Source organism: Variovorax sp. N23 (assembly GCF_025486315.1).
Classification (GTDB): Bacteria; Pseudomonadota; Gammaproteobacteria; order Burkholderiales; family Burkholderiaceae_C; genus Variovorax.
This window is the reverse complement of record NZ_JAOOPY010000012.1, coordinates 60150-83845: the sequence shown is the minus strand read 5'-3', so window position 1 is coordinate 83845 and position 23696 is coordinate 60150. Positions and strand designations below refer to the sequence as shown.

General features: G+C 69.7%; 17 protein-coding genes. 12 read left to right on the top strand and 5 right to left on the bottom strand.

What is annotated here, in order from left to right:
- Window positions 1-4: 4 nt before the first annotated feature.
- From gspN to N8A90_RS17875, 9 genes are all read left to right on the top strand, one after another.
- Window positions 5-802 carry a type II secretion system protein N gene (gene gspN, locus N8A90_RS17915; protein ID WP_262076354.1) on the top strand — a complete coding sequence of 266 codons (798 nt, stop codon included), beginning with the start codon at window positions 5-7 and terminating at the stop codon, window positions 800-802.
- A gap of 2 nt (window positions 803-804) precedes the next feature.
- A complete protein-coding gene (gspD, locus tag N8A90_RS17910; protein ID WP_262076353.1) occupies window positions 805-3066 on the top strand; it encodes a type II secretion system secretin GspD in 2262 nt (753 codons plus the stop codon).
- A gap of 26 nt (window positions 3067-3092) precedes the next feature.
- Window positions 3093-4511: a type II secretion system ATPase GspE gene (gspE, locus tag N8A90_RS17905; RefSeq protein ID WP_262076351.1), complete on the top strand. Its 1419-nt coding sequence runs from the start codon at window positions 3093-3095 to the stop codon at window positions 4509-4511.
- Window position 4512: 1 nt separating this feature from the next.
- Window positions 4513-5745 (top strand): type II secretion system inner membrane protein GspF, encoded by a 1233-nt coding sequence (gspF, locus tag N8A90_RS17900; protein WP_262076349.1) that lies wholly within the window; start codon window positions 4513-4515, stop codon window positions 5743-5745.
- Window positions 5746-5747: 2 nt separating this feature from the next.
- Window positions 5748-6644, top strand: coding sequence for a 5'-nucleotidase (locus tag N8A90_RS17895; protein ID WP_262076347.1), 897 nt, complete (start codon window positions 5748-5750; stop codon window positions 6642-6644).
- Between the two features lie 256 nt (window positions 6645-6900).
- Window positions 6901-8895 (top strand): LamG-like jellyroll fold domain-containing protein, encoded by a 1995-nt coding sequence (locus N8A90_RS17890; RefSeq protein ID WP_262076346.1) that lies wholly within the window; start codon window positions 6901-6903, stop codon window positions 8893-8895.
- A gap of 74 nt (window positions 8896-8969) precedes the next feature.
- Complete coding sequence (locus N8A90_RS17885) at window positions 8970-9107, top strand: hypothetical protein (protein WP_262076345.1); 138 nt, start codon at window positions 8970-8972, stop codon at window positions 9105-9107.
- Between the two features lie 25 nt (window positions 9108-9132).
- Complete coding sequence (locus tag N8A90_RS17880) at window positions 9133-11379, top strand: phosphocholine-specific phospholipase C (protein ID WP_262076344.1); 2247 nt, start codon at window positions 9133-9135, stop codon at window positions 11377-11379.
- 92 nt (window positions 11380-11471) lie between these two features.
- Window positions 11472-13241: an ABC transporter ATP-binding protein/permease gene (locus N8A90_RS17875; protein ID WP_262076343.1), complete on the top strand. Its 1770-nt coding sequence runs from the start codon at window positions 11472-11474 to the stop codon at window positions 13239-13241.
- Here N8A90_RS17875 and queC read toward each other — a convergent pair.
- The 3 genes from queC to N8A90_RS17860 are packed head-to-tail and all read right to left on the bottom strand — an operon-like array spanning window position 13220 to window position 16699.
- Window positions 13220-13921: a 7-cyano-7-deazaguanine synthase QueC gene (queC, locus tag N8A90_RS17870; RefSeq protein WP_262076342.1), complete on the bottom strand. Its 702-nt coding sequence runs from the start codon at window positions 13919-13921 to the stop codon at window positions 13220-13222. The genes N8A90_RS17875 and queC overlap by 22 nt on opposite strands.
- 37 nt (window positions 13922-13958) lie before the next feature.
- A complete protein-coding gene (locus N8A90_RS17865; protein WP_262076340.1) occupies window positions 13959-14426 on the bottom strand; it encodes a DUF1854 domain-containing protein in 468 nt (155 codons plus the stop codon).
- Complete coding sequence (locus N8A90_RS17860; RefSeq protein WP_262076339.1) at window positions 14426-16699, bottom strand: ABC transporter ATP-binding protein; 2274 nt, start codon at window positions 16697-16699, stop codon at window positions 14426-14428. Before N8A90_RS17860 ends, N8A90_RS17865 begins: the two co-directional genes overlap by 1 nt.
- Before the next feature lie 127 nt (window positions 16700-16826).
- On the opposite strand from N8A90_RS17860, the gene cphA (N8A90_RS17855) reads away from it, so the two are divergent.
- The 3 genes from cphA (N8A90_RS17855) to N8A90_RS17845 all read left to right on the top strand — a co-directional run bounded on the left by cphA (N8A90_RS17855) (window position 16827) and on the right by N8A90_RS17845 (window position 22371).
- Complete coding sequence (gene cphA, locus N8A90_RS17855; protein WP_262076337.1) at window positions 16827-19082, top strand: cyanophycin synthetase; 2256 nt, start codon at window positions 16827-16829, stop codon at window positions 19080-19082.
- A gap of 117 nt (window positions 19083-19199) precedes the next feature.
- On the top strand, window positions 19200-21767 hold the full coding sequence (cphA, locus tag N8A90_RS17850) for a cyanophycin synthetase (protein ID WP_262076335.1): 2568 nt from the start codon (window positions 19200-19202) through the stop codon (window positions 21765-21767).
- Window positions 21768-21984: 217 nt separating this feature from the next.
- Complete coding sequence (locus tag N8A90_RS17845) at window positions 21985-22371, top strand: hypothetical protein (RefSeq protein ID WP_262076334.1); 387 nt, start codon at window positions 21985-21987, stop codon at window positions 22369-22371.
- Window positions 22372-22398: 27 nt separating this feature from the next.
- Here N8A90_RS17845 and N8A90_RS17840 read toward each other — a convergent pair whose 3' ends face one another.
- Entirely contained in the window at window positions 22399-22599 is a 201-nt protein-coding gene (locus N8A90_RS17840; protein ID WP_262076333.1) for a hypothetical protein, read from the bottom strand.
- 111 nt (window positions 22600-22710) lie between these two features.
- Window positions 22711-23622, bottom strand: coding sequence for a DUF3883 domain-containing protein (locus tag N8A90_RS17835; protein ID WP_262076332.1), 912 nt, complete (start codon window positions 23620-23622; stop codon window positions 22711-22713).
- Window positions 23623-23696: the final 74 nt, after the last annotated feature.

The following is a 23696-nucleotide window of genomic DNA, read 5'->3' as shown; positions in this document are numbered from 1 at the left end:
CCCGATGGCCACCGCCCCTGCCCCGCAATCTCCCGGCTCGCACGGCTGGCGCTGGGCGCTGCTCGGCCTGGCGATCGGCGGCGCCATCGCATTGACGGTCTATGCGCCGGCACGCTGGCTGGCTGCGTTGCTGGCCAGCGCGACGGGCGACCGGCTGCAGCTCGTCAACGCACGCGGCACCGTCTGGACCGGCACGGCCGGCGTGGTGTTCTCCAGCGGTGCGAGTGGTGCCGAATCGATCTCGCTGCCCGGCACGCTCGACTGGACCGTGCGCCCGCGTTGGGGCGCACTCGACGCGACGCTGCGCCTGCCCTGCTGCGCGCCGCAGCCGCTTCGCCTGCTGGCGCGCCCCAACGCCGGTGGCGCCCAGCTCGACTGGCGCGACGGCACGTCACGCTGGCCCGCGGCCCTGCTCAGCGGCTTCGGTGCACCGTGGAACACGCTCAAGCCCGAAGGCACGCTCGACCTGGCCACACAAGGCCTCGTCATGGAATTCAAGGGCGGCCAGCTCGGCGTCGCCGGCCGTGCCACGCTCGACGCAACCGACATCTCGTCGAGTCTCTCCACATTGCGGCCGATGGGCAGTTACCGCATCACCGTCGACGGCGGCCCGACGCCGACCCTGCTGCTCACCACGCGTGAAGGCAGCCTGCAACTCAATGGCAGCGGACGCTGGAACGGCCGCGCGATGCGCTTCGACGGCGAGGCCAGCGCGGCACCGGGCCGCGAAGACGTCCTGTCGAATTTGTTGAACATCATCGGGCGGCGCCAGGGTGCGCGTTCGCTCATCACACTGGGTTGACCATGAAGCCATTCCCCTCCTTCGGCACGCGCCTCGGCCTCGTCGCTCTGGCGGCGCAGCTGCTGCTGACGACCGGCATCCCGCCGGCCTTCGCGCAGGACGGCGCACCGCGCCGCGGCGAGCCGATCACGCTGAACTTCAACAACGCCGAGATCGAATCGGTCGCGCGCACGATGGCCGTGATCACCGGCCGCGACGTGGTGGTCGACCCGCGCGTCAAGGGCACGATCAACCTGCAGACCGACCGCGCCATCGCGCCGGCCGCGGCTTTCAACCAGTTCGCCGCCGCGCTGCGCCTGCAGGGCTTCGCGGTGGTGCAGGCCGACGGCCTGTACAAGATCGTGCCGGAAGCCGACGCCAAGCTGCAGAGCAGCGCCGTGACCACCTCGATCGGGGCCGCCGCCAACCTGAGCGGCAACCAGATCGTGACGCAGGTCTTCAAGCTCAACTACGAAACCGCCAACAACCTGCTGCCGGTGCTGCGCCCGCTGATCGCGCCGAACAACACCATCAACGTGAACCCCGGCAACAACTCGCTGGTGATCACCGACTACGCCGAGAACATGCGCCGGCTGGCGCGCATCGTCGCCGCGCTCGACGTGCCGAACGCGTCGGACATCGAGGTCATCCCGCTGAAAAACTCGATCGCCACCGACATGGTGCCGCTGGTGACGCGGCTGATCGAAGGCGGCAGCGGTACCGGAGCGGCGGGCGGCGCGCCCGGCACGGCCGACGCCACCTTCCGCACCACGCTGCTGGCCGACCCGCGCAGCAACTCGCTGATCCTTCGCGCGGCCAACCCGGCGCGCGCGCAGCTGGTGCGCACGCTGGTCGCCAAACTCGACCGCGCACCCGAGCAGGGCAGCAACGGCGACGCCGGCAACATCTACGTCGTCTACCTGAAGAACGCCGATGCGGTGAAGCTCGCCACCACGCTGCGCGCGGCCATGTCGAGCGACGCACGCGGAGGGAGCGGCGGGAGCAGCAGCGCCAGCACCGCGACGCAGTCCACGGCGATCAACCAGCAGCAGCAACAACAGCAGACCGGCACCACCAGCGGACTCAGCAGCGCCGCCACCGCACCGCTGAACAACAACAACCAGCCGTCGACCGGCGGCCAGATCCAGGCCGACCCGACCACCAATTCGTTGATCATCACCGCATCGGAACCGCAGTACCGCCAACTGCGCGCCGTGATCGACCGGCTCGACGGCCGGCGGGCGCAGGTGATGGTCGAAAGCCTGATCATCGAAGTCAACGCCAACAAGGCGGCCGAGTTCGGCATCCAGTGGCAGACCGCCATCGGCGCCACCGGCGCGGTCGGCACCAACTCGAGCCTGGCGGGCACCAACATCTTCAACCTGAGTTCGGCCACCTCGAGCACCGGTGCGGCGCAACAGCCGTCGAGTGGCTTCAACATCGGCCTGGGCACCACGATCGCCGGCGGCAACGTGCTGGGCCTGGTGGCGCGGGCATTGCAGAGCAACGGCGAAGGCAACGTGCTGTCGACGCCCAACCTGCTCACGCTGGACAACGAAGAGGCGAAGATCATCATCGGCCAGAACGTGCCCTTTGTCACCGGCCAGTACGCCACCAGCAGCAACAGCTCGACCGCCAACCCGTTCACCACCGTCGAGCGCAAGGACGTGGGCTTGACGCTGCGCGTGAAGCCGCAGATCAACGAGAACGGCACGATCAAGATGCAGATCTACCAGGAGGTCTCGAGTGTCGACGCGGCCACGCGCAACGATGCCAACGGCCCGACCACCAACAAGCGCAGCATCGAGTCGAGCGTGCTGGTGGAAAACGGCAGCATCGTGATGCTCGGCGGACTGCTGCAGGACGAATATTCGGGTGGCACCGAGAAGGTGCCTCTGCTCGGCGACATCCCGGTGGTGGGCAACCTGTTCAAGAGCGAAACCCGCAGCCGCAAGAAGACCAACTTGATGATCTTCCTGCGCCCGGTCGTGATGCGCGACGCCCAGAGCACCAGTGCTTTTGCGCTCGATCGCTACGATTCGATCCGCACGATGCAGGAGACTGTGCAGCCCGAGAACAGCGTGGTCCTGCGGGCGGTGCCGGAGTCGGCCGTCGTGCCGCCCTTGCCGCTCGTCACCGACGACGGTGGCGACCGCCGCATCGAAGGCACGCGCCTGGTTCCGCCGCCATCCCTGGCACCGGTCAGCTCGCAACTGGGCAACACGCCGCTCAAGGGCGCACTGCCACCCACGGACGACCCGACCAGCCGCCGCGAACTGCCCTGAGAACGCCACAGAGCCGACGACCCGCGATGCGCTACCCCCTGCCCTACGCCTTTGCGCGTGCCCAGCAACTGCTTCTGGAAGAAGCCGACGACGGCAGTTGCACGCTGTGGATGCCCAAGACCCCGCCGCGCAGCGCGCTTGGCGAGGTGTCGCGCCGCTTCACCATCAAGGCCTTCGAGCCGCTGCCGGCCGAGCAGCTGGCGCAGCGCATCAGCGCGGCCTACGCCAAGGGCGAATCGAACGCCGCGACGGTGGTGAGCGAGGTGCAGGGCGAGGCCGACCTGTCGCGCATGATGCAGGAGCTGCCCGCGGTCGAGGACTTGCTCGAATCGGCCGGTGACGCCCCCATCATCCGCATGCTCAATGCGTTGCTGACGCAGGCCGCGCGCGACGGCGCCAGCGACATCCACATCGAGCCCTACGAGCGCACGTCGTCGGTGCGCTTCCGCATCGACGGCACGCTGCGCGAAGTGGTGCAGCCCAACCGCGCACTGCATGCCGCGCTGATCTCGCGGCTGAAGATCATGGCCGACCTCGACATCGCCGAGAAGCGCCTGCCGCAGGACGGCCGCATTTCGCTGCGCATCGGCACCCGCGCGGTCGACGTGCGCGTGTCGACGCTGCCCAGCGCGCACGGCGAACGCGCGGTGCTGCGTCTCTTGGACAAGAACGAAAGCAAGCTCACGCTCGAATCGGTGGGCATGCTGGGCGACACGCTCGATCGCTTCGAGACGCTGATCTCGCAGCCGCACGGCATCATCCTGGTGACCGGCCCCACCGGCTCGGGCAAGACCACGACGCTGTACTCGGCGCTGGCCCGGCTCGACGCCAGCCGCAGCAACATCATGACGGTCGAGGACCCGATCGAGTACGAACTCGCGGGCGTCGGCCAGACCCAGGTCAATGCCAAGATCGACCTCACCTTCGCCAAGGCCCTGCGCGCCATCCTGCGGCAGGACCCGGACGTGATCATGATCGGCGAGATCCGCGACTTCGAGACCGCGCAGATCGCCATCCAGGCATCCCTCACCGGCCACCTGGTGCTGGCCACGCTGCACACCAACGATGCGGTGAGCGCCGTGACGCGGCTGACCGACATGGGCGTCGAACCTTTCCTGCTGAGCTCGTCGCTGCTGGGCGTGCTCGCGCAGCGCCTGGTGCGCAAGCTCTGCCCCGTGTGCGCCGCGCGCACCGACAGCGGCGAGTTCGCGCCGGTGGGCTGCGAGGCCTGCGGCCACACCGGTTACCAGGGCCGCACCGGCATCTTCGAGCTGCTGGTGGCCGACGATGCGGTGCAGTCGCTCATCCACAGCCGTGCGCCCGAGAGTCAGATCTTCGTGGCCGCCGAGCGCGGCGGCCTGCGCTCGATGCGCGAAGACGGCGAGCGGCTCGTGCAAGCGGGCGTCACGTCGCGCGCTGAGCTGCTGCGCGTGACCCGAGACTGACGTGCCCGCCTATTCCTTCGAGGCCATCGACGACCAGGGCAACCCGCGCAGGGGCGTGCTCGAGGCCGAGACCGCGCGCACGGCGCGCGGCATGCTGCGCGCACAGAAGCTCATTCCGCTCGAAGTCACGGTGGTCGGCAACGCCGCCGCACAGCGCAAGGAAAGCGGCGGATGGCGCCGCTTCTTCGGCAGTGGGCGTGTCTTCAGCACCACCGAGCTGGCGGTGTGGACGCGGCAGATCGCCGGGCTCGTGTCCTCCGGCCTGCCGCTCGAGCGCGCGCTGACCGCACTCACCGACGAGGCCGAGCGCGAGAACCAGCGCAACCTGGTCGCGTCGCTGCGCGCCGAGGTCAACGCCGGCTCGCCCTTCGCGCGCGCACTGGCGCAGCACCCGCGCGAGTTCTCGCCCATCTACACGGCCGTGATCGGCGCCGGCGAGCACAGCGGCAACCTCGGCCTGGTGCTCGAACGCCTGGCCGACGACCTGGAACAGCGCCAGGCGCTGCAGCAGAAGCTGGTCGGCGCGGCGCTGTACCCGGCCATCGTCACCCTGGTGGCGATCGTCATCGTGATCTTCCTGGTGAGCTACGTGGTGCCGCAGGTGGCCAACGTGTTCGCCGGCACCAAGCGCGCGCTGCCCTTCCTCACCGTCGCGATGCTGGCCATCAGCGACTTCGTGCGCAGCTACGGCTGGGCGATGCTCATCGCCATCGTCGGCGGCGTGGTCGCGATGCGCACCGCGCTCGCGCGCCCCGCCTTCCGCGAGAAGTTCGATGCGGCCTGGCTCGAGCTGCCGCTGGTCGGCAAGCTGGCGCGCGGCTACAACGCGGCGCGCTTCGCCAGCACGCTCGCCATGCTGGCGACCGCTGGCGTGCCGATCCTGCGCGCGCTGCAGGCCGCCGCCGAAACGCTGGGCAATCGCGCCATGCGCGCGGATGCGCTCGATGCGCTGGTGCTGGTGCGCGAAGGCGCGCCGCTGGCCTCGGCCCTCGCGCAGAAGAAGCGCTTTCCCGGCATCGTCTCGATGTTCGCGCGCCTGGGCGAGCAGACCGGCACGCTGCCCCTGATGCTGCAGCGCGCGGCCACGCAGCTGGGCGCCGAAGTGCAGCGCCGCGCGATGCACCTGGCCACCATCCTCGAGCCGCTGCTGATCGTCGGCATGGGCGGCGTGGTGATGCTGATCGTGCTCGCCGTGCTGATGCCGATCATCCAGCTCAACCAGTTCGTGAAGTAGCCATGGCCGTCACGCTCGACGACAAGCTGGTGGTGGCGATCTCGTCACGGGCGCTGTTCAACCTCGAGGAGGAAAACCGGCTCTTCGAATCCGGTGACCCCGAGGGCTACATGAGGCTCCAGTTCGACCGGCTCGACGTGCCGGCCCAGCCGGGCATCGCCTACTCACTGGTGCAGAAGCTGCTGCGCTTCAACGACGACGGCGTGCAACGCGTGGAGGTCGTCATCCTCTCGCGCAACGATCCGGTCTCGGGCATGCGCATCTTCCGCTCCAGCACGGCGGCCGGCATCAAGCTGCAGCGCGGCGTGTTCACGCAAGGCCGCGCGCCCTTCGGCTACCTGCGGCCGCTGCGCGCGCATCTCTTTCTCTCGGCCAACGCCGAGGACGTGCGCGAAGCGCTGCACGCCGGCTTCCCCGCCGCGCGCGTGCTGGTCGAATCGGTCAAGGCCAGCGACGCTTTCCCGAACGAGGTGCGCATCGCCTTCGACGGCGACGCCGTGCTCTTCAGCGACGAGGCCGAGCGCGTGTTCCAGGCCGAGGGTCTCGACGCCTTCCAGCTGCACGAATCGAGCAAGGCCCAGCTGCCGCTGCCTGAAGGCCCCTTCAAGCCGCTGCTCGCCGCGCTGCATCGGCTTCAGATGGCAGGCAACGCATCGATGCGCATCCGCACGGCGCTGGTCACCGCCCGCAGCGCACCGGCCCACGAACGCGCCATCCGCACGCTCATGAACTGGAACGTGCGGGTCGACGAGGCGATGTTCCTCGGCGGCCTGCCCAAGGGCGAGTTCCTGCGCGAGTTCGAGCCCGACTTCTTCTTCGACGACCAGACCGGCCACGTCGATGCGGCCGCGCGCCATGTGCCCTCGGGCCATGTGTCGAGCGGCATCAGCAATCCCTGACGCGACGCCGCCGGCACGCCCGGCACACCCTCCGCGTCATGGCCGCGCCACACGGCCGTCATTCGCACTTCACCGCCACGTCACGCGCAGCCCCTAGCCTTCGCAGTCCCCACGCGCGCACCCATTTGCGGTGCCGCGAGACGACAACAACAGGCTTGAGATGCGCGCCCCCTTCGCCCCATTCCCCCCACGCTTTCCTCGCGTTGCTTCGCATCGCTACGCCGCGCTCCTGGCCAGCGCACTAACCGCTCTGGCCTTGACGGCCTGCGGTGGCGGTGGCAGCGACACCGTCGCAGCCTCACCGCCCTCCGGCACGACGCCCGCCCCCAACACCCCGCCCATCGAAGGCAGCAGCGGCGCCAAGGCGCTGGTGATCCAGATCGACGGCCTCACCCATGCAGCGCTGCGCGAGGCCATCGCCGCCGGACGCGCCCCCGGGCTGGCCGGCCTGACGCTCGCGCCGGCATGGACCGGTGGACGCAACGGCACGCTGAGCGAGCAGCGCACCACCGCCGGACCGGGCTGGGCCAGCCTGCTCACGGGCACCTGGGCCAATCGCCACGGCGTGCGTTGGGACACAGCCGATCAACGCATCGATGCATCCGCGCCGACCTTCTTCGCCCTGGCCCACGCCGGCATTCCGTCGGCCAAGGCGTCGGCCGTGACCAGCGCTTCGCTCTACCCCGCGCTGCTCGCGGCCGATGTGCAGAGCGGTGCGCTCGCCAACGCCGTCGACTGCGCTGGCGACGATGCCTGCGTGACGCAGCAGGCCACGCGCGCCATGCTCGCCGGCGACGCGCTGGTGCTCGCGCAGTACAGCGCCCCCGCCACCGCAGCGGCCCGCGAAGGCGTGCACGGCAAGGCTTACGACGCCGCCGTCACCGCGACCGCAGCGGCGGTCGACACGCTGCTCACCACCATCGCACGACGTCGCGCGAACGACGCGCGCGACGACTGGCTGGTCATCGTCACGACCGGCTATGGGCTCGATGACTTCGGCAGCGCCAGCGGGCTGCAACTCCCGGCCAACAAGACGGTCTTCATCGCCAGCAACAAACCGCTCTCGGTACTACCCGGTGTCGGCACCGCCGCGCCGGCCGACGACAGCCTGACGAGCCTCGCGGCCGCCACCGACATCGCACCGACGGTGCTGCGCCAACTCGGCGTTGCGGCCAGCCAGGACTTCGACGGCATCGCGCTGCAGGGCCCCACGGCGCTGCGCCAACTGACGGCCCTCACGGGTGCAGACAAGGGCAGCATCGTGCTGAGCTGGACGCTCGGCGGCGATGCATCCGCACCGGTGCAGGTGCTGCGCGACGGCACGCTGATCGCCACGCTGCCGGCCGGCACGACGGGCTACACCGACGCGATCGTGGCAGCGAGCGACGGCCTCTACAGCTACCGTTACACGATCGTGGCCGGCGACGCGCGTGCCTCGCTGAGCGCGCAGATCGCCTACGTGAAGCCGGCGGTGCTGGCGCCCACGCTGCTCAACGGGCTCGCGAACTACTACCCGCTCGACGCGCTGCCGGCGCTCGATGCGAAAGCTGCGTCGACGCTCGCCCCGCGCGCCGCGGACGCCGACGGTGGCACGCTCGTGGCCGACGACGGCTTCAAGGCACCCTTTGCCGCCAAAGCGCTGCGGGTCGACAGCCGCGTGAAGAACGCCAGCGGCACCGCCGGCTACCGCCTGCAGCAGACCAGCGACATCACCGCCGACCCGGCCGTGCCAGCCTTCACCATCGGCTTCTGGGTGCGCACCGATGCGAGTTGCAGCCAGGGCGTGAGCAACGGCGCAACGGTGCTCGGCAACAAGAACTACGACTCGGGCAACAACGCCGGGATCGTCGTGAGCCTGTGGGCCAGCTGCGAGATGCGCTTCAACGCCGGCTCGGGCAGCACGCGGGCCGACAGCAACGGCTACAGCCTGAGCGCCGGCCAGTGGGCCTACGCCGCGATGGTGGTCGACAAGGCCGGCCTGAAGATGACCGGCTACCTGTTCGACCCGGTCAAGGGCACCCAGACGGGCAGCGCCACGCTGACCACGGCCATCACCGCCCAACTCGGCGGCCTGGGCGACGGCATCAGCCTCAACGAGGACGGCACCGGCCTGTACTACCAGCGCTGGAGCGCGTCGCCACGCGGCGCGATGGACTTCAACGACCTCGCACTCTGGAACCGCGCGCTCACCGCCGACGAACTCGCCAGCATCTTCAAGACCGCCAAGCCGCTGTCGTCCCTCCTTCCCTGAACCGGCCCTTGCCAACCCTCGACCCTGCCATGCCCCACGTCTCTCATCTTCCCGTCCGCGTATCGCGCTGCCTCGTGCTCGCACTCCTGACCTGCACGCTCGCCGCCTGCGGCGGCGGCGACAGCGGCACGACGCCCCCCGCACCGACGCCCCCGACCCAACCGGTGACGCCGGACACGGGCGTCAAGCCCGAGATGCGCTGCGCGCCCTGATACCCGTTTCCCTTTCCAAAGCCCCATGACCTCACGACGCAACTTCCTGCGCGGCGGCGCCTCGGCCGGCATCGCCGCCGCCACGCTCGCCGCCTTCCCGCCTGCCATCCGCCGCGCGCTCGCCATCCCCGCCAACAACGAAACCGGCACGATCAACGACGTCAAGCACGTCGTGATCCTGATGCAGGAGAACCGGGCCTTCGACCACTACTTCGGCACGCTGGGCGGCGTGCGTGGTTTCGGCGACCGCTTCACCGTCCCGCTGCAGAAGGGTCTCAACGTCTGGCAGCAGGCCGACGCCGACGGCAAGCCGATCCTGCCCTTCCACCTCGACGGCGCCAAGGGCAACGCGCAACGTGCCAACGGCACGCCGCACGCATGGGCCGACAGCCAGGACGCCTGGGACGGCGGGCGCATGTACCAGTGGCCGCGCTACAAGAACCCGATTTCGATGGGCTACTTCAAGGAAGCCGAGATCCCATTCCAGTTCGCCCTGGCCAATGCGTTCACGCTGTGCGACGCGTACCACTGCGCGATGCACACCGGCACCGACGCCAACCGCTCCTTCCACCTCACGGGCACCAACGGCGCCATGCCCGCCGGCACGGCGTTCGTGAACAACGAATGGGACTGGATCGACGGCCAGCCGGCCACCGCCAACCGGGGCTACACGTGGAAGACGTATGCCGAGCGCCTGGAAGAAGCAGGCGTGCGCTGGATCAGCTACCAGAACATGCCCGACGAATGGGGCGACAACATGCTCGGTGCCTTCCGGACGTTTCGCCAGGCCAACATCGCCTCGGGCTTCCCGGTGTCGAGTGGCGGCGCCCCCAACAGCGCCTATGCGAACACCGGCCAGGCCTTGCCGTACAAGGCTTACGACCCGGCCACGGACAACGCGGCGAACCCGCTGTACAAGGGCATCGCCAACACCCTGCCGGGGACGCAACCCGAGCAATATCTGGATGCCTTCAGGCGCGACATCCGCGAGGGCAAACTGCCCGACGTGTCATGGCTCAATGCGCCATCGATCTACTGCGAGCACCCCGGGCCCTCGACGCCGGTCCAAGGTGCCTGGTTCCTGCAGGAGGTGCTCGATGCGCTGACCGCCGTGCCCGAGGTGTGGAGCAAGACGGTGCTGCTCGTGAACTTCGACGAGAACGACGGCTACTTCGACCACGTGCCTTCGCCCTCCGCCCCCTCACCGGACGGCAGCGGCGGTTACGCGGGCAAGACCACGATGCAGGCCGCCGACCTGTCGGCCGAGTACTTCAACCATCCGGCGCCGGTCGGCAGCACCAGCCAGCCGATCCCCGATGGCCGCGTGTACGGCCCCGGCCCGCGCGTGCCGATGTTCGTCATCTCGCCCTGGAGCCGCGGCGGCTGGGTGAACTCGCAGGTGTTCGACCACACCTCCGTGCTGCGCTTCCTCGAGACCCGTTTCGGCGTGCAGGAGCCGAACATCAGCCCGTTCCGCCGCGCGGTCTGCGGCGACCTCACCAGTGCCTTCAACTTCGCGACGCCCAACGCCGAGCAGCTGCCGGTGCTGACCGGCCGCAAGAGCAAGACCGAGGCCGACACGCTGCGCACGCAGCAGGAGGCGCTGGCACAGCTTGCGCCGCCTGCGACGCAGCTGCTGCCGCGCCAGGCCACCGGCACGCGGCCGTCGCGCGCGCTCCCCTACGAACTGCACGTGAGCGCGCGCAGCGACACCGTGGCCGGCACGATGCGCCTGCTGTTCGCCAACACCGGCAAGGCCGCCGCCGTGTTCCACGTCTACGACCAGCTGCACCTGAACCGCCTGCCGCGCCGCTTCATGGTGGAACCGGGCAAGACCCTCGACGACAGCTGGGCCGCGATGGCCGACGACGCCGGCCGCTACGACCTGTGGGTGCTCGGCCCGAACGGCTTCCACCGCAGCTTCAAGGGCGACCTGACCACGCTGCGTGCCACCGGTGCGCCATCGCCGGAAGTTCGCGTCTGCTACGACATCGCCAACGGCAACGTCTACCTCACGATGATGAATGCGGGCCAGAAGCCGGCGACCTTCTCGGTGCGGGCCAAGGCCTACCGCAACGACGGCCCGTGGACCGTCACGGTGCCTGCGGGCGGCTCGGTCGACCAGCACTGGAACCTCGCCGACAGCGGCCAGTGGTACGACTTCGTCGTGAGCTGTGACAGCGACACGAGCTACCAGCGCCGTTTCGCCGGCCGTGTCGAAACCGGCAAGCACACGGTGAGCGACCCGGCGCTCGGACTGGGCGACCTCTGAGCGACGGCTTAAGCCGCCCCTAAGCGAAGCCGCGAGGGTCGGGACTACGATTGCGCATCGCGCCCGAAGGCGCCCACGATGACTGCATACCGATGTCCGACCCCGCGCGATCCGCCTCGTTCCTCGACACCCTTCGCCGCATCGGAAAGCTCGCCGCGCCGTACTTCCGCTCCGAGGAGAAGTGGAAGGCGCGAGTGCTGCTCGCGACCATCGTCGTGCTGAATCTCCTGGCGGTCTACATGCTGGTGCTCAACAACCAGTGGTTCGGCCGCTTCTACGACGCGCTGCAGAACAAGGACCAGGCCGTCTTCTGGCGCGAGATCGGCGTGTTCTGCTGGATCGCTGCCGGCTTCATCGTCATCGCGATCCTCAAGTTCTATCTCACGCAGATCCTGCAGATGCGCTGGCGCGCGTGGATGACGCGCAACTACCTCGGCCGATGGATGGCCGACCACACCTTCTACCGGCTGGAACTCGCGCGCTACGCGACGCCCGGTGGTGCTGCGCCGACGCCGGACAACCCCGACCAGCGCATCCAGGAGGACATGCAGATGTTCACCGACTACACGATGACGCTGTCGATGGGGCTGCTCAACGCAGTGGTCACGCTCGTCAGCTTCATCGGCATCCTCTGGGTCGAAAGCGGAACGGCCAGCTTCACCCTCGGCGGCCACGCGTTCACCGTACCGGGCTCGATGGTGTGGATCGCACTGATCTACTGCGCCATCGGCACCACCATCACGCACCTGATCGGCCGGCCGCTGATCGGGCTGAACTTTCAGCAGCAGCGCTACGAGGCCGACTTCCGGCACCACCTGGTGCGGGTGCGCGAATACAGTGAAGCGATCGCACTGGACCGCGGCGAGAAGGTCGAGCACGGGCAGCTCGACCTGCGCTTCGGCGCCGTGCTGAAGAACTACCTGCAGCTGATCAAGGCGCAGAAGAATCTGGTCGCCTTCACCGCCTCGTTCGGCCAGGCATCGGTGATCTTCGCCTTCATCGTGCAGGCGCCGCGCTTCTTCAGCGGGGCCATCCAGCTGGGCCAGCTGATGCAAGTGAACTCGGCCTTCGGCCGCGTGCAGGATTCGCTCAGCTGGTTCGTCGACAACTACGACCGCGTGGCCGTCTGGCGCGCCACCGCGGACCGGCTGACCACCTTCGATGCCGCGATGCGCGCCCACGCCGACGCGTCGCCCGCGCTGTCACGCGACACCGGGAAAATGGACGGCCTGCGTGTCGCCGATCTCGACGTCGCCCTGCCCGACGGCACGCTGCTGATGCAGCACACGGCACTCACGCTCGCCCCCGGGGACACCGTGCTGCTGCAGGGCCCGTCGGGCAGCGGCAAGTCGACGCTGTTTCGCACCTTCGCCGGCATCTGGCCCTTTGCCAAAGGACACGTTGCACTGCCCGAGGATGCGATGTTCATTCCGCAGCGACCGTATGTGCCGGACGGCCGCCTGCGCGATGCGCTCGCGTACCCGCGCCCGGCCACCGACTACGACGACGCGCAACTGCGGTCCGCCCTCGACGACGCGCTGCTGCCGGCGCTGGCCGACCGGCTCGACGATACCGACACCTGGAGCCAGAAGCTCTCGGGCGGCGAGCAACAGCGCCTGGCGATCGCACGCGTGCTGCTGCGCAAGCCGCGCTGGCTGTTTGCCGACGAGGCCACCAGCGCGCTCGACGCAAAAGCCGAAGAGACGCTCTACCGCCGACTGTCGGCGGATGCCAAGGCCGCAGGCGGCGCCATGGTGTCGATCGCGCACCGCGCCTCGGTCGGCGCCTTCCACGACAAGCGCTGGACCCTGGTGCCGTCGACCGAGGGCGCCGCGGCGCGCTACACGGTCGCGTCCACGTAGCGCGCCCACCCCGCGGCGCGCAGTTCGCAGGCCGGGCACGCACCGCAGCCGTAGCCCCAGGCGTGCCGCTGCGTGCGGTCGCCCTGGTAGCAGGTGTGGGTTTCTTCGACGATGAGGTCGACGAGCGCGTCGCCGCCGAGTCGGTGCGCCATCGCCCAGGTCTGCGCCTTGTCGATCCACATCAGCGGCGTCTCGATGACGAGCCGGCGGTCCAGGCCCAGCGACAGCGCGAGCTGCATCGCCTTCATCGTGTCGTCGCGGCAATCGGGGTAGCCGGAATAGTCGGTCTCGCAGACGCCGGTGACGATCACCTGCAGCCCGCGCCGGTACGCCAGCGCGCCCGCCAGCGTGAGGAACAGCAGGTTGCGCCCCGGCACGAAGGTGTTGGGCAGGCCATCGGCCTGCATCGCGAAGGCGACCTCGTCGGTGAGGGACGATCCGCCGATCTGCGAGAGTGAATCGACGTTCAGCAGGTGGTCGTCGCCGAGCCGCGGCGCCCACGCGGGAAAACGCTCGCGCAGTTGCGTGCGCACCGTGTGGCGAACGTCCATCTCGATGCGATGGCGCTGGCCGTACTCGAAACCCAGCGTCTCGACGCGCTCGTAGCGCGACAGCGCATCGGCCAGGCAGGTGGTCGAGTCCTGCCCGCCGGAGAAGAGGACGAGGGCGGTGGTGTGCATGGGCGTGTTCCTTGAAGCAGACGCCCGAGTTTCGCAGCTACAGGAAACGCTCCAGCAGCTTGCGCGATGCGCGGTCCAGCGCCTTCACATCGGGGATGCGGAACTGCACGCCATGCGCGCTCGCGATGAGCAGCGCGCCACCGTCCAGCCGCCGGATGTCTTCCTCCGCCTTGAGCACGAAGCTGGTCTCGCCGCGGTCGGTGCTCACCTGCCAGGTGCTCGGCACGCCGAAGCTCGACACCTTGTGCAGCTTCAAGAGCGTCGGCGCGAAGTCGCGTGCGGCGAGTTCGGCGTCGAGCAGCGTGCGCGTTGCCGCGGGCAGTGCGTCGATGCGGTCGACCCACACGCACTCGCGCCCGTCGGCGCCGACCAGCGACAGCCCCTCGCCGGGCGCGCTCAATGGAAAGGCACGCACCGGCACGATGCCTTCGTGGCGCTGACCCTCTGCATCGATCAGCACCAGGCGGCCGAAGGCATCGCGTTCGAGTTGGAAGTCGATCTGCATCACGCGTCTCCTGCGGGATGCGCCGCATGGTTGCTCAGGGCGACCGCGACCCCGGAGCGCTCGACCACGGCGCCATCGCTGGCGTCTTCATCGGCCTGCCGCAGCTGCGCCTGGTAGAGCCGCCAGTACGCGCCCTCCTTGGCCATCAGCGCGTCGTGCGGGCCGACCTCGACGATCTCGCCGCGGTCCATCACGACCAGCCGATCGGCCTTGCGCAGCGTCGACAGGCGGTGCGCGATGGCGATGGTGGTGCGGCCCTTCACGAGGTTGTCGAGCGCCTTCTGGATCTCCTTCTCGGTCTCGGTGTCGACCGCCGAGGTGGCCTCGTCGAGGATCAGGATGCGCGGGTCGATCAGCAGCGCGCGCGCGATGCTGATGCGCTGGCGCTCGCCGCCCGAGAGCCCCTGTCCACGTTCGCCGACGAGCGAGTCGTAGCCGTGCGCGAGCCGCAGGATGAAGTCGTGCGCATGCGCGGCGCGCGCGGCGGCGACGATCTCCTCGCGCGTGGCATCCGGCTTGCCGTAGGCGATGTTCTGCGCGATGGTGCCGAAGAAGAGGAAGGGCTCCTGCAGCACCAGGCCGACGTGGCGCCGGTAGTCGGCCACGGCGAAGCGGCGGATGTCGGTGCCGTCGACGAGGATGGCGCCGTCGGTCACGTCGTAGAAGCGGCAGATCAGGTTGACCAGCGTGCTCTTGCCCGAGCCGCTGTGGCCGACCAGGCCGATCATCTCGCCCGGCTCGATGGCCAGGTCGAGGTCGCGGATGACGGCGCGCGATCCGTAGCGGAAGCCCACGTCCTTCATCTCGATGCGGCCCGACACGCGGCCGACCTTCACCGGATTCACGGGCTCGGGCACGTTGCTCACATGGTCGAGGATGTCGAAGATGCGCTTGGCGCCGGCCGCGGCCTTCTGCGTGACCGACACGATGCGGCTCATCGAATCGAGCCGCGTGTAGAAGCGGCCGATGTAGGCGATGAAGGCGGTGAGCACACCGACCGTGATGCGGCCGCGCGCCACCTGCCAGATGCCGAAGCCCCACACCACCAGCAGGCCGATCTCGGTGAGCAGCGACACGCTGGGCGTGAAGAGCGACCAGGTCTTGTTGAGCTTGTCGTTGACCTGCAGGTTGTAGGCATTGGCGGCGTGGAAGCGGTCGGCCTCGCGCTTCTCCTGCGCGAAGGCCTTCACCACGCGGATGCCGGGGATGGTGTCGGCCAGCACGTTGGTCACCTCGCTCCACACGCGGTCGATCTTCTCGAAGCCGGTGCGCAGGCGGTCGCGCACGACATGGATCATCCACGCGATGAAGGGCAGCGGCACCAGCGTGACGACCGCCAGCAGCGGGTTGATCGACACGAGGATGACGGCGGTCATCACGATCATCAGCACGTCGGTGAGGAAGTCGAGCGCGTGCAGCGACAGGAACACGTTGATGCGGTCGGTCTCGGAGCCGATGCGCGACATCAGGTCGCCGGTGCGCTTGCCGCCGAAGTAGTCCAGCGGCAGCGTCAGCAGGTGCTCGTAGGTGGTGGTGCGCAGGTCGGCGCCGATGCGCTCGGACACCAGCGCCAGCAGGTAGGTGCGCGCCCAGCCGAGCGCCCAGCCGGTGAGCGCGGCGGCCAGCAAGGCGGCGAGGAACATCACGACCTTGCCGACCGGGATCTGCTGGCCGTTCTGGAACGGGATCAGGATGTCGTCCATCAACGGGATCGTCAGGTACGGCGGCACCAGCGTCGCGGCGGTCGAGGCCAGCGTGAGCAGGAAGCCGGCGATGAGCTGCTTGCGGTAGGGCCTGGCGAAGCGGCCGAGCCGCAGCAGCACCCAGGTCGAAGGCGGCGGCGGCAGTTCGGGCTCGGGGCCCAGCGGCTCGTCCCCCTCGGTCGGCACGGGGCGGGCCGCACCGGCGGCACGCTGGTCGAACAGCTTGAGCAGGCGCAGCGCCGCCGGTTGCTGTGCCAGGGTGAATCGCCAGCGCGCGAGCTGGCCCTGCGGCCCCCACAGGTCGAGCGTCCCCACGCCGGCATGGTCGCTCAGACGCAAGGCCAGGTCGCCGGCTGCAAGCGCCCACTCACGCCACATGCCATCCGGCCCCTGGCTGAGCAGCTGCCGGTCGGTCAGGGCCAGCAGGCCGTCGGCAAAGCGAAGTTCCGCGTCGAGGTCAACCGCGAGCGTGGCCAGAACGTTTTCGGCGGCTGTAAGCCGGCTTTTCAGCGCGTCTGGAGCCGTTCCCGCTTCGCCCTCCGGGGTCCTGACTGGATCGTGATGTTGCATTGTGTTTCTGTGTCTCTGACCCGTCGCAGGCCGCGTGAAGGCGCCCGCCGGGCGCCGATTCTGATCCATCGCCATGGGCGCGCCTGAAGGCGCCCGCGTGCTCGACCCCAGCACCACGAACGTTTCCATGACCCGTTTCGACGACATCCGCCTGCTGCGCACGCGCTATCTGCGCGGCCCCAACCTCTGGACCTACCGGCCGGTGCTCGAGGTCTGGCTCGACCTGGGCCAGCTGGAGGATTTCCCCTCCAACCTCATCCCCGGCTTCACCGCCCGCCTGACGGCGCTGCTGCCGGCGCTCATCGAGCACCACTGCGGCGTCGGCGAACGTGGCGGTTTCATCCAGCGGCTGAACGAGGGCACCTGGGCCGGCCATGTGCTGGAGCATGTCGTGATCGAACTGCTCAACCTGGCCGGCATGCCGACCGGCTTCGGGCAAACCCGCAGCACATCGAAGCACGCCGTCTACCGCATGGTCTTCCGCGCCCGCGACGAGCAGGTCGCGCGCGCCGCGCTGGCCGAGGGCCACCGCCTGCTGATGGCCGCCATCAACGACGCGCCCTTCGACGCCGCCGACGTGCAGCGCGCGGTCGATGCGGTCAAGGCCAAGGTCGAGGACTGCTACCTCGGCCCGAGCACCGCCTGCATCGTCGGCGCCGCCGCCGACCGCGGCATCCCGCACATGCGGCTCAACAGCGGCAACCTGGTGCAGCTGGGCTATGGTGCGGCGCAGCAGCGCATCTGGACCGCAGAGACCGACCACACCAGCGCCATCGGCGAATCGATCGCCAGCGACAAGGAGCTGACCAAGTCGCTGCTGCAGAGCTGCGGCGTGCCGGTGCCCGAAGGCCAGGTGGTCGAGAGCGCCGAAGAAGCCTGGGAAGCGGCCGAGGACATCGGCCTGCCGGTGGTCGTGAAGCCGTCGGACGCCAACCACGGCCGCGGCGTGTCGCTCGAACTGACGACGCGTGATGAGGTGATGGCCGCCTTCGCCGTGGCCGAGCCCGAAGGCAGCGACGTGATGGTCGAGCGCTTCGTGCGCGGCCATGAGCACCGCCTGCTGGTGGTCGGCGGCCAGGTGGTCGCGGCCGCGCGCGGCGACATCATCACCGTGACCGGCGACGGCACCTCGACCGTCGCGGCGCTGATCGACAGTCAGCTCAACAGCGACCCGCGCCGCGGCGCCGAAGAGGAATTCCCGCTCGACGTGATCGACCTCGCGACCGACGCCAAGCTCCAGCTCGAGCTGAAGCGCCAGGACCTCGACGGTGCGGCGGTGCCGGCCAAGGGCCGCGTCGTGACGATCCAGCGCAACGGCAATCTGAGCGTCGACTGCACCGACCAGGTCCACCCCGAAGTGGCGCACGCGGCGGTGCTCGCCGCGCGCATCGTGGGACTCGACATCGCCGGCATCGACCTGGTGGCCGAAGACATCTCCCGCCCGCTGGCAGCGCAGCGCGGCGCCATCGTCGAAGTCAATGCCGGCCCCGGCCTGCTGATGCACCTGAAGCCCGCCGTGGGCTCGCCACGCCCGGTGGGCCGCGCCATCTGCGACCACCTGTTCCCACTGGCCGACGACGACGGCCCGGCCGGTCGCATCCCGGTCGTGGGCGTGGCCGGTTCGCGCGACACCGCCGTGCTGGCCCGCCTGGTCGCGTGGCTGACCGGCCTGGGCGGGCGCCACACCGGCCTGGCCTGCGGCGACGGCCTGTTCCTCGAACGCCGCCGCGTCGATGCACGCCCCAGCGCGAGCTGGGACGCCGGGCATCGGCTGCTGGTCAACCGCGCCGTGCAGGCCGTGGTCATCGAGAACGGCGCCGCGTCGATCCTGCGCGACGGCCTGGCCTACGACCGCTGCCAGGTCGGCATCGTGACCGACCTCGACGGCTTCGAGGCGCTCGCCGAATTCGACATCGCCGAGAGCGACCAGATGGTGAAGGTGCTGCGCACGCAGGTCGATGTGGTGCTGCCCGAGGGCACCGCCGTGCTGAACGCCATGGACCCGCGCGTGGCCGGCCTGGCGCCGCTGTGCGACGGCGCGGTCATCCTCTATGCGTCGGAGGCCGGCGCGCCGGCGCTGACGGCCCACCAGGCCGCCGGCGGCAAGGCCGTGCTGGTGCGGCAGGACCGCGTGGTGCTGGCCAACGGCAGCAGCGAATCCTTCCTGCCGGGCCTCGGCCGGCTCACCGTGTGGCGCGCCACGCATGTCGGCGTGAGCCTCGACGTGCTGCTTGCCGCGGTCGCCGCCGGCTGGGCGCTGGGCATTCCGCTGAACCTGATCGGCGCCGGCGCGGAGGCTTTCGAGGCCGACCTGCAGGCCGCGCTCGCGTCGCTCCAGCTGTCGCAGAGCCAGGCTCTTCAATCTCACCAACTCAACGCATGAATTCTCTGACCCTTGGCGCCTCCGTTCGTGGGCAGCCGCGGAACCGGCTTTGCCGGGCCGCTGGCTGCGCCCCCCTGGGGGGGAGGGCCTTTACGCCATCGGGGGGGAGCCAATAGCATGGAAGTCACCCGCATCCGCGCCCTGCGCGGGCCCAATCTCTGGAGCCGCCACACCGCCATCGAGGCGGTCGTCGCGTGCCCTGGCCACGAGAACGCCATCGAGCAGCTGCCCGGCTTCGAGGCGCGTCTGCGCGCGCTGTTCCCGACCATCGGCGAGCTGCACCCCATGGTGCTCGGCCAGCCGCTGGCGCTGGCGCACGTGCTGGAGAACGCCGCGCTGGCGCTGCAGTCGCAGAGCGGCTGCAGCGTGATCTTCGGGCGCACCACGCGCACGCTGGAAGACGGCGTGTACCAGGTCGTGGTGCAGTACTGCGAAGAGGCGGTCGGCCGCCGCGCGATCGCACTGGCCACCGAACTGATCGGCGCCGCCTTGAACGACGGCGCCTTCGACGCACAGGCGGCGCTCGCCGAGCTGCGCGACCTGGACGAATCCGAGCGGCTCGGCCCGAGCACCGGCTCGATCGTCGACGCGGCCGTGGCGCGCGGCATTCCGTACCGCCGCCTCACGCGCGGCAGTCTGGTGCAGTTCGGCTGGGGCTCGCGCCAGCGCCGCATCCAGGCGGCCGAGGTCGACAGCACCAGCGGCGTGGCCGAGGCCATCGCGCAGGACAAGGAGCTCACCAAGCAACTGCTCAACGCCGCCGGCGTGCCGGTGCCGCTGGGCCGGCCGGTGAGCGACGCCGACGACGCCTGGGCCGCCGCGATGGAGATCGGTCTGCCCGTGGTGGTGAAGCCGCAGGACGGCAACCAGGGCAAGGGCGTGACGGTCAACATCGTGACGCGCGAGCAGCTCCACGCCGCCTTCGACTCCGCAGCGGCCTACGGTGAAGTCATGGTCGAGAAATTCCTGCCGGGCTTCGACTACCGCCTGCTCGTGGTGGGCGACCGGCTGGTGGCGGCGGCCCGCCGCGACCCGCCGCAGGTGATCGGCGACGGCACGAGCACCGTGCGCCAGCTGGTCGACACGGTCAACCTCGACCCGCGCCGCGGCGAAGGGCACGCCACCTCGCTCACGAAGATCCGGCTCGACGACATCGCCATCGGCCGGCTCGAGGCGCAGGGCCTCACGCCCGACAGCGTGCCCGCGCGCGGCCAGCGCGTGGTGCTGCGCAACAACGCAAACCTGTCGACCGGCGGCACGGCCACCGACGTGACCGACACCGTGCACCCCGAGGTCGCGGCGCGCGCGGTCGACGCCGCGCAGATGGTCGGCCTGCACATCTGCGGCGTCGACATGGTCTGCGAGAACGTGCTGCGCCCGCTGGAAGAGCAGCACGGGGGCGTGGTCGAGGTCAACGCCGCGCCGGGCCTGCGCATGCACATCTCGCCTTCCTTCGGCCGCGGCCGTGCGGTCGGCGAGGCGGTGATGGACACGCTGTACGCGCCGGGCGACGACGGGCGCATCCCGGTCGTCGCCGTCACCGGCACCAACGGCAAGACCACCACGGCGCGCCTGATCAACCACCTCCTGGCCTCCAGCGGCCTGCGCACCGGCATGACCAACACCGACGGCGTGTGGGTCGACGGCCGCCAGACCGACAGCGGCGACTGCAGCGGCCCCAAGAGCGCGCGCAACGTGCTGCTGCACCCGGAGGTCGATGCCGCGGTGTTCGAGGTGGCGCGCGGCGGCGTGCTGCGCGAGGGCCTGGGCTTCGACCGCTGCCAGGTGGCGGTGGTCACCAACATCGGCAGCGGCGACCACCTGGGGCTGAACTACATCACCACGGTCGAAGACCTCGCGGTGCTCAAGCGCGTGATCGTGCGCAACGTGGCCGACCATGGCTACGCCGTGCTCAACGCCGCCGACGCGAACGTCGCGGCGATGGCGGCCACCTGCCCCGGCCACGTCATCTTCTTCGCCGCCGACCGCCAGCACCCGGTGATGGCCACGCACCGCGCGCAGGGCAAGCGCACCGTCTACATCGACCGCGATGCGCTGATCGCCGCCGAGGGCTCGTGGCGCGAGCGCGTGCCGCTGCGCGACGTGCCGATCACCCGCAACGGCAGCCTGCCCTTCCAGGTCGAGAACGTGATGGCCGCCACCGCCGCGGCCTGGGCCGTGGGCCTGGACTGGGACACGATCCGCAGCGGCCTCTCCAGCTTCAAGAACGACGCGGCCGGCGTGCCGGGCCGCTTCAACATGATGGCGTACCGCGGCGCGACGGTGATCGCCGACTACGGCCACAACACCGATGCCATGAAGGCGCTAGTGGCCGCCGTCGACACGCTGCCGGCACAGAAGCGCTCGGTGGTGATCAGCGGGGCCGGCGACCGGCGCGACTGCGACATCCGCGACCAGACGGCCATCCTCGGCGAAGCCTTCGACGACGTGATCCTCTACCAGGACGCGGCCCAGCGCGGCCGTGCCGACGGCGAGGTGATGGCCCTGCTGCGCCAGGGCCTCCAGGGCGCCGGACGCACGCGGCACATCGAAGAGATCCGGGGCGAGTTCGTCGCCATCGACCGGGCGCTGGAACGACTGCAGCCGGGCGACCTGTCGCTCATCCTGGTCGACCAGGTCGAGGAAGCGCTGGCGCACCTGGCGCAGCGCATCGCGGCCGGCTGAGCGCCGAAAACGCCGCCCGACCGCCCGCCCCGGCCGGGCGGGTGCAAGACCTGTCCCACACCGATTGACGCTCTGCGCGCGCCCATCTCGCCCTGGTGTCCCGCAACCGGTCACGGCCGCTGCGTCCATCGTGGGCTCTTCGTGCCATCGGTCGATGCCGCCGCTCCTCGCGGCGCCGGCCGGCGGCACGGTCGTCACGAGCGACAGGAGCCCTCCCATGATCCGTTCGATCCGAACCCTCGGTCTCATTGCGTGCGCCGCCGGCGCACTGGCCGGCACGCCGGCCGTCTTCGCGCAGAGCACAGCAGGCCGCCCGGCGGCACCCATGCTCATGGCCTGCGACGGCGTCATGCAAGATCGCGCGGCCTGCCTGCGCGAGGCCGGTGCGGCCAGGCAGGAGGCGCGGCGCAACGGCCTGACCAGCGCGTCCCCGAGCGACTACGAGCAGAACGCGCTGGCGCGCTGCGGATTGCAGCCGATGGCCGACCGGGCCGCCTGCGAGGCGCGCGTCAAAGGGACGGGGATGTCATCGACGGAAGGCAGCGTGCTGGGCGGCGGCGTGATCCGCGAAACCGTCACGCCGATTCCCGCACCGGCACGCTGATGCGCAGCGCGCGGGCGCTCCCTGATTTCAGTGGGGGCGTCCGCCGAGCACCGCCTTGGCGATGGTGAGCAGTGCGGTCGTCATGGCGCGCGCGCGCGGCGCGAGCATCTGCGCCGCGAGTTGCTCGGCGTTCTGCGTGGATTTGAGCTGATCGCGAGCACGGCCTCCGGTGGCCACGAAATCCAGCAGCGCAGCGAATTCAGAAGTATCGGGATCGGGAGAGGCCATGGACGGAATCGTAGTCGGCAATTGGCCGAGAAAAACATCCGCCAAGTGGCCTACGCCTGCCTGCCCTGCAGTTTGTCACGGATTGTGATTTGAAGCTGTAACGCCGCGGCCTCAGGCCTCGAAACCCGGTGCGTTCGTCACTTCTGTAGGCTTGTAGATCTTGTGCGTCGGCGACGCCGTGAGCGCATCGGACACCACCAGCATGCGCCACAGCACCTCGCGCGTAGAACCCGCACGCTCTTCGTCGGACAGGCGAATCTTCGTCACGCTGCTGGACGTGCCCTTGACGGCCACCTTGAGCAAGGTCGCACCCTTCTTGTCGAGCACCTCGAGGTCATAGCCGAGGCCCTGGCCGGTGACCTGTTCGGTCTTGTAGCCATAGCCGTTGAAATGCCGCATCACGTAGTTGAGCGCCGCCGCGTGGACCTCGTCCGGCGAGGCCTGCCCGGACATCGACGGTGCCGTGTTGCCGTCGTCGGGCATGCTGCCCCGTGCGCGGGCGGCCACCAGCTCGGCATCGGTCGGCAGCCAGCCCCGCGGGCCGCGCACCAGCACCGCGAGTTTCCGGTCGGGCTCCCAGGCGGCCACATGCCATTCCTCGTCATCGCGCACACGCGTGGACACCTTGGAGTTCTTGCTGCTCTCCACCTCAGCGATCGCGATGCGGTTGGTCTGCAGCACGGCACGAAAACCCTGGCCGGCATCGAAGGTCTTCTTGAGCAGTTCGAGCCGGTCCTTGGCGCGCTGGGACTGGTTGGCATTACGCGCACCGCCACCGGCGCGCTGCTGGGTGTCCAGCGACTCGAGCATGAACCAGCGCCCGCCGGCGCCCACGCCGATGTACTCGGCCCAGACGGTGGCGATGACGATGTCGCCGGTCGCCAGCCAGGCGTATTCAAAGGGCTTGTCGCGCGCGTCGAACACCCCCATTTTCGCGACGATCTCGACCGGCGTCAGCCGAGGCCCCGACAGGCGCTTTTCATCGATGACCTTGAGGACCTGGGGGTCGACTTCCTTTTCCATTCCGTGAGCTGCTGGCGAGTTGAGGGCCGCGGTATTGTTTCACACCGCGATCGCCCCATCCGTTCGCCCGCGAC

Coding starts and splice junctions, on each gene's coding strand:
- N8A90_RS17835 (WP_262076332.1), bottom strand. CDS start 23,622: ATGGAAAAGGAAGTCGACCCCCAGGTCCTCAAGGTCATCGATGAAAAG.
- N8A90_RS17845 (WP_262076334.1), top strand. CDS start 21,985: ATGATCCGTTCGATCCGAACCCTCGGTCTCATTGCGTGCGCCGCCGGC.
- N8A90_RS17875 (WP_262076343.1), top strand. CDS start 11,472: ATGTCCGACCCCGCGCGATCCGCCTCGTTCCTCGACACCCTTCGCCGC.
- N8A90_RS17895 (WP_262076347.1), top strand. CDS start 5,748: ATGGCCGTCACGCTCGACGACAAGCTGGTGGTGGCGATCTCGTCACGG.
- gspN (WP_262076354.1), top strand. CDS start 5: ATGGCCACCGCCCCTGCCCCGCAATCTCCCGGCTCGCACGGCTGGCGC.
- N8A90_RS17865 (WP_262076340.1), bottom strand. CDS start 14,426: ATGCAGATCGACTTCCAACTCGAACGCGATGCCTTCGGCCGCCTGGTG.
- cphA (WP_262076335.1), top strand. CDS start 19,200: ATGGAAGTCACCCGCATCCGCGCCCTGCGCGGGCCCAATCTCTGGAGC.
- N8A90_RS17840 (WP_262076333.1), bottom strand. CDS start 22,599: ATGGCCTCTCCCGATCCCGATACTTCTGAATTCGCTGCGCTGCTGGAT.
- N8A90_RS17880 (WP_262076344.1), top strand. CDS start 9,133: ATGACCTCACGACGCAACTTCCTGCGCGGCGGCGCCTCGGCCGGCATC.
- gspD (WP_262076353.1), top strand. CDS start 805: ATGAAGCCATTCCCCTCCTTCGGCACGCGCCTCGGCCTCGTCGCTCTG.
- gspE (WP_262076351.1), top strand. CDS start 3,093: ATGCGCTACCCCCTGCCCTACGCCTTTGCGCGTGCCCAGCAACTGCTT.
- N8A90_RS17860 (WP_262076339.1), bottom strand. CDS start 16,699: ATGCAACATCACGATCCAGTCAGGACCCCGGAGGGCGAAGCGGGAACG.
- cphA (WP_262076337.1), top strand. CDS start 16,827: ATGACCCGTTTCGACGACATCCGCCTGCTGCGCACGCGCTATCTGCGC.
- queC (WP_262076342.1), bottom strand. CDS start 13,921: ATGCACACCACCGCCCTCGTCCTCTTCTCCGGCGGGCAGGACTCGACC.